This window comes from Tepidibacter formicigenes DSM 15518, from assembly GCF_900142235.1.
GTDB lineage: Bacteria > Bacillota > Clostridia > Peptostreptococcales > Peptostreptococcaceae > Tepidibacter > Tepidibacter formicigenes.
In genome coordinates this window covers 1-8,438 of the sequence record NZ_FRAE01000086.1, presented here as the reverse complement: position 1 = coordinate 8,438, position 8,438 = coordinate 1, and the positions used below count along the sequence as shown (strand labels likewise).

The following is an 8,438-nucleotide window of genomic DNA, read 5'->3' as shown; positions in this document are numbered from 1 at the left end:
CTCTAAATTCCCTATTCTATTCTCTATATTTTCAACTTTACCCTCTAAATTCCCTATTCTATTCTCTATATTTTCAAATCTATCATTAGTTTCTTGTCTAAATATATTTAATTCAGTATATATTTTTTCTAATAACCCATACATTTTATCCTGCATAATCTCACCTCTTTTATACTTTATTCTACTTTTTATTTTAACATAAATAGTCATTATATTCTATAAACAAATATTATCCGCAAAAATTAAAAGTGTAGTAAATTTTACTACACTAATATTATTTTTATAAAATTGTTATAAACTTGTAAAATAGTTGTAAATTTATTTTAGTATTATAGAAACCTTTTTATATAATATCGCAGTTATAATTGAAACTATAACTCCCTTTAGTAAATTGAAAGGAACTATAGCATAATATATTAAAGTTTTCACATCAATTATAGACTTATTTACTACTGTTCCCATTTGAACAACAGCTTCTATTGGAAATATCTTTGCATAAAAAGGAATTAATATATAATAATTAGCAAATCCTCCGATAACAGCCATGGCAATTGTTCCAACTATACATCCAATTACAGCATTCTTTTTATTCTTATTTATATAATATATTCCTGATGATACAAATACGAATCCTCCACCAACTAAAAAATTTGCAAATTCTCCAACTCCACCAGTGTTACTTTTAGTTACAAAATGAAGTAAGTTTTTAATAAGCTCTATAAATACTCCTGCTACTGGTCCTAATGCAAAACCTCCTATAATAGCTGGTATATCTGAAAAGTCTAATTTTAAAAAAACTGGAAAAAATAAAACTGGAATTTCTATAAACATAATTAAATAAGATAAAACAGAAAGAATAGATATTTTAACTAAAGAAGACGTACTAAAAAAACTTTTTTTAGCAGAAATTTGATTATACATATTCATACCTCCTAAATATTTAAAGCCTGAAGATATACTTCAGGCTTTATAAGATATATAAATATATATACTATATATCAATCTTCTTTCATCCAGACTTTACTGTCGGCCTTGGAATCTAACCAAGTCTGCCAAAATGGCTCGCGGGCTATAACCGCCGGTCGGGAATTTCACCCTGCCCTGAAGATTATCTTCAAACTTATTAATTTAATTGTTAATTTAATGATAATACTTTTTCAAATCAATGTCAATTTATATATTAATAATTACCTAAGCTTCATAAACCACTTCTCCATTAACTATTGTATATAATACTTTACTTTGAACTTCAAGAGGATCTCCGTTCCATATTACTATATCAGCATCTTTTCCAACTTCAATAGATCCTACTTTATCATCTATTCCAAGAACTTGTGCTGGGTTTATAGTAATAGCCTCTAATGCTTTGTTTTTATCCATTCCAGCTTTTACAGCAAGTCCTGCACAAAGTGGTAAATACTGAACAGGAACAACTGGATGATCTGTCATAAGACATACCTTAAGTCCTTCATTTGAAAGAATTCCTGGTGTTTCAAACGTTAGATTCTTAAGCTCTATTTTACTTCTTTCAGAAAGAGACGGCCCAACTATTATAGGATAATTTTCTTTAGCTAAATGTTTTACTATTAAATGTCCTTCTGTACAGTGATCTATTGTAAGATTTAAATCAAATTCTTTAGCAATTCTAATTGCTGTAAATATATCATCAGCTCTATGAGCATGAGCTTTTAGAGGTATTTCTTTTTTTAAAAGAGACATTAAAGCTTCCATCTTTATATCATATTCTGGTCTATCTGCATCTTCATTTTCCTCATATTCAGTCATATCATCTAAATAAAACTCTGCTTTTTTTAAAGTTTCTCTAAGAAGTGATGCTGTAGCCATTCTAGTTTGAGGAGTTTTATCTTCTTTTCCATAAGCAGATTTTGGATTTTCTCCAAAGGCAATTTTAATTCCTATTGTTTTTATAAGCATATCATCAATTCTATCTCCATGAGTTTTAATAGCTACAAATTGTCCTCCTATTACATTTGCACTTCCAGGTCCACTTGCTACAGTTGTAATTCCACCTTGTATAGCTTCCTTAAAATTTCTATCCATAGGGTTTATTCCATCTATAGCATTTAAATGTGGAGTTATAGGATCTGTTTCTTCATTTCCATCTGCTCCTTCATAACCCATACCATCTTCCCATATTCCAAGATGTGTATGAGCATCTATAAATCCAGGAAACACAAAATTTCCTCTCGCATCTATTACCTTAACATCTAAAGGAACTACTAAATTCTTTCCTATTTCTTCTATTTTCCCATCTTTTATTAATATATCTCCATCTATTACTCCATTTGCCATAGTATATATTTTACCATTTTTTATACATAACACTTTGCATTCTCCTCTCTAATAGGTAGCTTTATTTTAAATTTTGACATTTTTCCTTTAACTGATCGAACTTGTATTTTTCCTTCATTTGCTTCTATATTTTTCTTTACTATACTAAGACCAAGCCCTGTACTTTTTTCTTTAGTTGTAAAAAAAGGATCAAATATAAAGTCTATTATTTCATTGTCTATTCCTTTTCCTTCATCTATTATTTCCACTACAACATCCTCTTCTTCATCATAGCTATTTATATATATATTCCCTCCATCTTCCATCGAATCTACAGAATTTAAAATCATATTAACTATAGCCTCTCTTATATCTGATTCTTGAACAAATATATTATGTATACTATTTAAATCTAAAACTATATTAATATTCCTCCCTCTTATATGAGTCATATTTTCCCATTTAGGTCTAGTAGTTTCTATAGCCTTTACTATTATATCATTTATGCATATATATTTTTTATCTTCTTTTATATTTCTTGAAAAATCCTGTAAATTCTTTACTTTGTTTATAGCTTCATTTGTTCCATTATATATAATATTTATATATTCTTTTATATCATAGGCTTGTTTATTTATACTAAGAAGCTGAGTATATCCTTTTATTATAGAAAATACATTGTTTAAATCATGAACTATACCTCCTGCAAGTTCTCCCATATATCTTATTTTATTATTACTATTTTTAAGTATTTTTCCTTCTTCTCTTTCTTTAAAAGTATATATAATATCTCCTAAACTACTACATATAACATCTATTACATAATCATCTGATTTTCCTTTATAGGAATTTTCTTTATACCCAAGAGTAAGTATTCCCACTATCTGAGTATTAGCATATATCCTATAACTATAAGTCATATCTATATTAGAATATGAATATTCCTTTTCTATTTTTTTATTATTAAAAAGTATTGTTATAGATCCATAGTCTGCATGAGTTATACTTAATACTGTTTCTATAGTTTTTTTAATGATTTTATCTAAGTTATTTTCAAAACTAAGGCTAATTATGGAGTCATTTAGTATTTGTAAGTTTTTTTTATTTTTCTCTAAATTTAAATTATCAAGCTTTGCTTTTTGGATAGATTTTAATAAAAATCTTATATTATTCATTTCTTGTATATTTATTGTTTGTCTTTTATTTTGATTATCAAATATTACTTTATCATGAAGTAATAAACATCTCTCTATTACATCTAATTCAAAATCTATTATATTAAAAAATGTATATACTCTATATCTATTGTCATTCATTACTCTTATTTTTTCATTTCTACGATTTTGTAACTCTTCTAAGTTTTCTAACATCCAATCGGAAGTTGCAATAATACATATTTTATTAGATTTTTTTTCTAATTCTTCATATTTAAAGTTATAATCTTCAAATATAACTACTTTATCTTTATTATTTATGTCGTACTTTTCAAACAAGTCTTTATTCCCTAAAAAAACACACAAATTGCCTTTTTCTAAAGATGTATTTATATACTTTTCCATTAGGTCTAATGCAAATATTTTTCCCGAACCTATTACTCCTATATTCCCCCAAGAAATCATCATTTGCCTCCTAATTAAACATTTGTAGTATTTTCTTTATTTCTTCTATCCCAAAAGGCTTTTCTAATATATAGTCTATTGTATCACTATTATAATCTCCTATATCTCCAAGCCAACCAGTCATAAGAATAAATCTTATATCTTTATAAATTTCTTTAGCCTTTTGTGCAAGTTCTATTCCATTTAAATTAGGCATTGCTAAATCACTTATAACTAAATTAAATTTAGTTTTATTAAGCTTTTGAAGTGCCTCATCCCCACTAAAGCATATATCTACTTCTTTCCCCATACTCTTCAATATCTCTCCTGTTGCCATGGCAACAGGAATCTTATCATCTACAACTAAAACTTTGCAATAAGCCTGATTATATCCTTCATTAACTGAATCAATATTTTTAACTTCTTCTAACTCTATTGGAAGAGAAAATATAAATTTTGTTCCTATTCCTTCATTGCTTTCAACTTTTATAGTTCCGCCATGGTCTTTTATTATTTTATAAGAAACCGAAAGTCCTATCCCATTTCCATTAACACCCTTTGTGCTAAAAAACGGGTCAAATATTCTAGGCAGTATGTTCTTAGGTATTCCATCTCCTGTATCCTCTATTTCTATAAATATATTATTCTCTATATTATAAGTTCTTACATGTATGTCTCCACCCTGAGGCATTGCATCAATAGCATTATTTAAGATATTTATTATTACTTCTCTTATTTCAAATTCTCTTCCCTTTATATTCGCATTTTCTCTTAAATCTTTATTTATATTTATCTTAATTCCAGACATACATTTTTCTTCTATTTTAGGAGATATCATATTTAAAGCTATTTTTATTATTCTATCTAATTCAAAAAAATGCTCATCTCCTTCTTTTATATCTTTAGTAAACTCTTGAATACGTCTTAACATTTCAGCTCCATCAAGAGAAGCTCTTTTTATAACCTCAAGATAATCCCTAACAGTTTTATCTTGATTTTTTACTAAAGCTAAATCTACATATCCAGATATGCTAGCAAGTATGTTATTAAAATCATGTGCTACTCCATTAGATATCTCTCCTAATGCCTTTAATTTTTCGTTTTGACTTATTATACTATCATTTTTTATTTTTTCTAAAAATGCATTAACTATATTTCTAGCAGAAGATACATATATTTCTAATATATCTTTATTCTGATAACAATATTTATTTTTATCAAAGCATAAGTATATAATTGTAAACTCATTAATATTTAAAAAAATCATTATTGTATCTTTCAAATTAATTTTCTCAACAAGTTCATTTTCATTTAATTTTAAATTTATATTGTTCTCAATACACTTGCAAAATTTTCCCATTTTATAATATATATCAAAGCTTTCACCTTCTGATTTTGTTAAAATTCCACCATCTGAGGCATTCATTATGTTAGTTACAAGCTTTAAAAAATTTTTTAAAAAGTCATCTAAACTTTTTATTTTATTTACACTAGTTAAAAAAGAATTTAATTTTTCAAGATCTTTTATATTATCATAAGTATTTTTCTTAGCTTTTACAGAAGATTGGATACTTTCAAGTATTAGTTTTAATTCTTTTATTCTTTTGTTACTATAAATTTCAACAGTTTCCTCATCTTCAAATAAAATTCCTTTATAATAAGAAGATAGCTCTAGTAAACCTTCTATAGATAAATCTAAAACATTATAATAGCAAAGATACTCACAATTTGCTTCAATTGCTCCTTTTATCAATTCAATTTTTGTATTTAATTCTCTTGTACAAATCCCAATTATACTTACTTTTTCATATCCTAAAGCTAAACTTTCTTTTTTGAGTGTAGAAAACAAATTCGTATCTTCTATAAATTCTTCACATTCTACTATAGCTATCTTTTTTGAATCTATATATTTATCTAAATTGAACACATATTTTTTTAAATTTTCTAAAACTCTATCTAAATAAATTTTATCTACTATTATAAGTATTCTTTCATCTTTTTTTAAAATCAAATTTAAATACCTTGATATTATAGAATAATCTCTTTCAAGCTTTGTACTTAATATCATAATATTTTGAAGTTTTGTTGCAAACTTTAACCTTCTACATATACTCATATCCTCTAAATCCCCTTCATAGAAAGTGAGACTTTTTTCTTTTCAATATCAATACCTATCACTCTTACATCTATTATATCTCCTATAGATACTATTTCCATTGGGTCTTTTACAAACTTATCACTCATTTGTGATTTATGAACAAGTCCATCGTTTTTAATTCCTATGTCAACAAATGCTCCAAAATCCACTACATTTCTAACTGTTCCTTTAAGTATCATATCTTCTTTAATATCCTCTATTTTTAAAACATCACTTCTAAATATAGGCTTTATATTTTCTTCTCTTGGATCTCTTCCAGGTTTTTTTATTTCATTTATTATATCACTTAATGTTGGTATTCCAACATTTAACTCTTTGCTTAGATTATCTATTCCAATTTCTTTTATTTTTGTATCTATACCTTTTATATTTTTATTTTTGATATCATCTAATTCATATCCTATTCTTTCTAATAACGCTTTACATACAGCATAACTTTCTGGATGTACTCCTGTATTATCTAGTGGATTTTTAGATTCTGATATTCTTAAAAATCCTGCACATTGAACAAAAGCAGCTGGTCCTAACCTTTTCACTTTTTTTATTTCACTTCTAGATTTGAATTTTCCAACTTCTTCTCTATATAAAACTATATTTTTAGCAATAGATTTAGTAATTCCCGCTACATGTTCAAGAAGTGAGTAAGATGCACTGTTTAGGTCAACACCTACACTATTTACACTATCCTCTACTACTCCACTTAAAACTTCGCTTAGTCTTTTTTGATTTACATCATGCTGATATTGTCCAACCCCTATATGCTTTGGTTCAATTTTTACAAGCTCTGCAAGAGGATCCTGAAGTCTTCTAGCTATAGATATTGCTCCTCTTAAAGATACATTTATATCAGGATGCTCTTCACTAGCAAGACTAGATGCTGAATAAACAGAAGCCCCAGACTCACTTACAATAATATATTTTATGTCTTTATCAATTTCTTTAATTAAAGATGCTACAAACATTTCAGATTCTCTTGAAGCCGTCCCATTTCCTATTGCAATTATATCTACTTTATATTTATCTATAAGCTCAGTTAATACTTTCTTAGATCCTTCTATATCATTTTGAGGCTCTGTTGGATAGATAGTTATAGTATCTAAAAGCTTTCCATTTGCATCAACTACAGCTATTTTACATCCTGTTCTATACGCTGGGTCAAAACCCATAACTACCTTTCCTTTTACCGGAGGCTGAAGAAGAAGCTTTTTAATATTTTCTCCAAATACTTTTATGGCTCTTTCTTGAGCAATTTCTGTTAAATGATTCCTTATTTCTCTTTCTATAGAAGGAAAAATAAGCCTCTTATAGGAGTCTTCTATAGATTGAATTATGTATTTAGAAATTTCTTCATTTTCATTTTTTATATATTTATTCTTTATTTTATATAATATATTCTCATCAGGAAGCTCAATCTTTACTTTTAAGTACTTTTCTTTTTCTCCTCTATTTACGGCAAGTATTCTATGAGGAGCTATAGTTTTCACCTTTTCACTATATGAATAATACATATCGTATACTGATTTTTCATCTTTGGCTCCTTTAGATGTTATCACTCCTTCATTTAAAGCCATCCTTCTTATAATTTTTCTAAGAGAAGCATCCTCTGATACAATCTCTGCAATTATATCTAAGGCTCCTTTTATAGCATCATCTTCACTATTTACTTCTTTTTCTTCATTTATATATTTCTTAGATTCATTTATTAAATCTTCTATGTCATAATTAAGTATGCTAAGAGCTAAACTTTCAAGTCCTTTTTCTTTTGCAATAGTTGCTCTAGTTCTTTTTTTAGGTTTAAATGGAGCATATACATCTTCAACCTCTTGAAGAGTATTAGCTTTTTTAATGTTTGCTCTTATTTCCTCATTAAGCTTGCCCATTTCTTCTATAAGCCTTAATACATCTTCTTTTCTACTTTTCAGATTTCTAAGATAATTAAGTCTATCATGAAATTCTCTTAACAATACATCGCTAAGATTACCTGTCATTTCTTTTCTATATCTAGCTATAAAGGGAATAGTATTTCCTTCATCTATAAGTTTTATAGTATTTACAACCTGTAATTCTTTTAAGCTTAACTCTTCTTGAAGTATTTTTTCTATATTCATACTACCTCTCCTTTTTAATTTCTTACAAAGTCATTATATCAAAAAAACTATATGCTAAAAAACTAATTTAATTCCAGTATGATACTTTTTTTGAATTTTATTGAATATTAGTTCTAAAGTATTATAAAAAAGTCTTTATTCTAAAGATTTTACAATGTAGACTTTTTTAAAATTTCATGGCGCCAACGAATTCTAACGAATTCCGTTGCTTAAAACTCATAACGGAATTTATATTTATCCACAATTTAAATAGGAATATAATTTCCTATTCGTTATAAAAAA

The 8,438-nt window shown here is 26.8% G+C and carries 5 protein-coding genes and 1 riboswitch; all 5 genes read right to left on the bottom strand.

Translation table 11 applies throughout. The features are described 5' to 3' along the window. Positions 1 to 318: 318 nt before the first annotated feature. Positions 319 to 921 carry an ECF transporter S component gene (locus tag BUA77_RS12020; protein WP_143151363.1) on the bottom strand — a complete coding sequence of 201 codons (603 nt, stop codon included), beginning with the start codon at positions 919 to 921 and terminating at the stop codon, positions 319 to 321. 76 nt (positions 922 to 997) lie between these two features. Next, a riboswitch (FMN riboswitch) is annotated at positions 998 to 1,113 on the bottom strand. Between the two features lie 78 nt (positions 1,114 to 1,191). Beyond that, positions 1,192 to 2,346 (bottom strand): amidohydrolase, encoded by a 1,155-nt coding sequence (locus BUA77_RS12015; RefSeq protein ID WP_143151362.1) that lies wholly within the window; start codon positions 2,344 to 2,346, stop codon positions 1,192 to 1,194. After that, positions 2,334 to 3,911: a two-component system sensor histidine kinase NtrB gene (locus BUA77_RS12010; protein WP_072890584.1), complete on the bottom strand. Its 1,578-nt coding sequence runs from the start codon at positions 3,909 to 3,911 to the stop codon at positions 2,334 to 2,336. Before BUA77_RS12010 ends, BUA77_RS12015 begins: the two co-directional genes overlap by 13 nt. Before the next feature lie 10 nt (positions 3,912 to 3,921). After that, positions 3,922 to 6,006, bottom strand: coding sequence for a hybrid sensor histidine kinase/response regulator (locus tag BUA77_RS12005; RefSeq protein ID WP_072890583.1), 2,085 nt, complete (start codon positions 6,004 to 6,006; stop codon positions 3,922 to 3,924). Positions 6,007 to 6,011: 5 nt separating this feature from the next. After that, positions 6,012 to 8,156, bottom strand: coding sequence for a Tex family protein (locus BUA77_RS12000; RefSeq protein WP_072890582.1), 2,145 nt, complete (start codon positions 8,154 to 8,156; stop codon positions 6,012 to 6,014). Between the last annotated feature and the right edge of the window lie 282 nt (positions 8,157 to 8,438).

What these genes read in the sequence shown, in the direction of transcription:
- BUA77_RS12020 (WP_143151363.1), bottom strand. Translation starts at nt 921, where the DNA reads ATGTATAATCAAATTTCTGCTAAAAAAAGTTTTTTTAGTACGTCTTCT.
- BUA77_RS12010 (WP_072890584.1), bottom strand. Translation starts at nt 3,911, where the DNA reads ATGATTTCTTGGGGGAATATAGGAGTAATAGGTTCGGGAAAAATATTT.
- BUA77_RS12005 (WP_072890583.1), bottom strand. Translation starts at nt 6,006, where the DNA reads ATGAGTATATGTAGAAGGTTAAAGTTTGCAACAAAACTTCAAAATATT.
- BUA77_RS12000 (WP_072890582.1), bottom strand. Translation starts at nt 8,156, where the DNA reads ATGAATATAGAAAAAATACTTCAAGAAGAGTTAAGCTTAAAAGAATTA.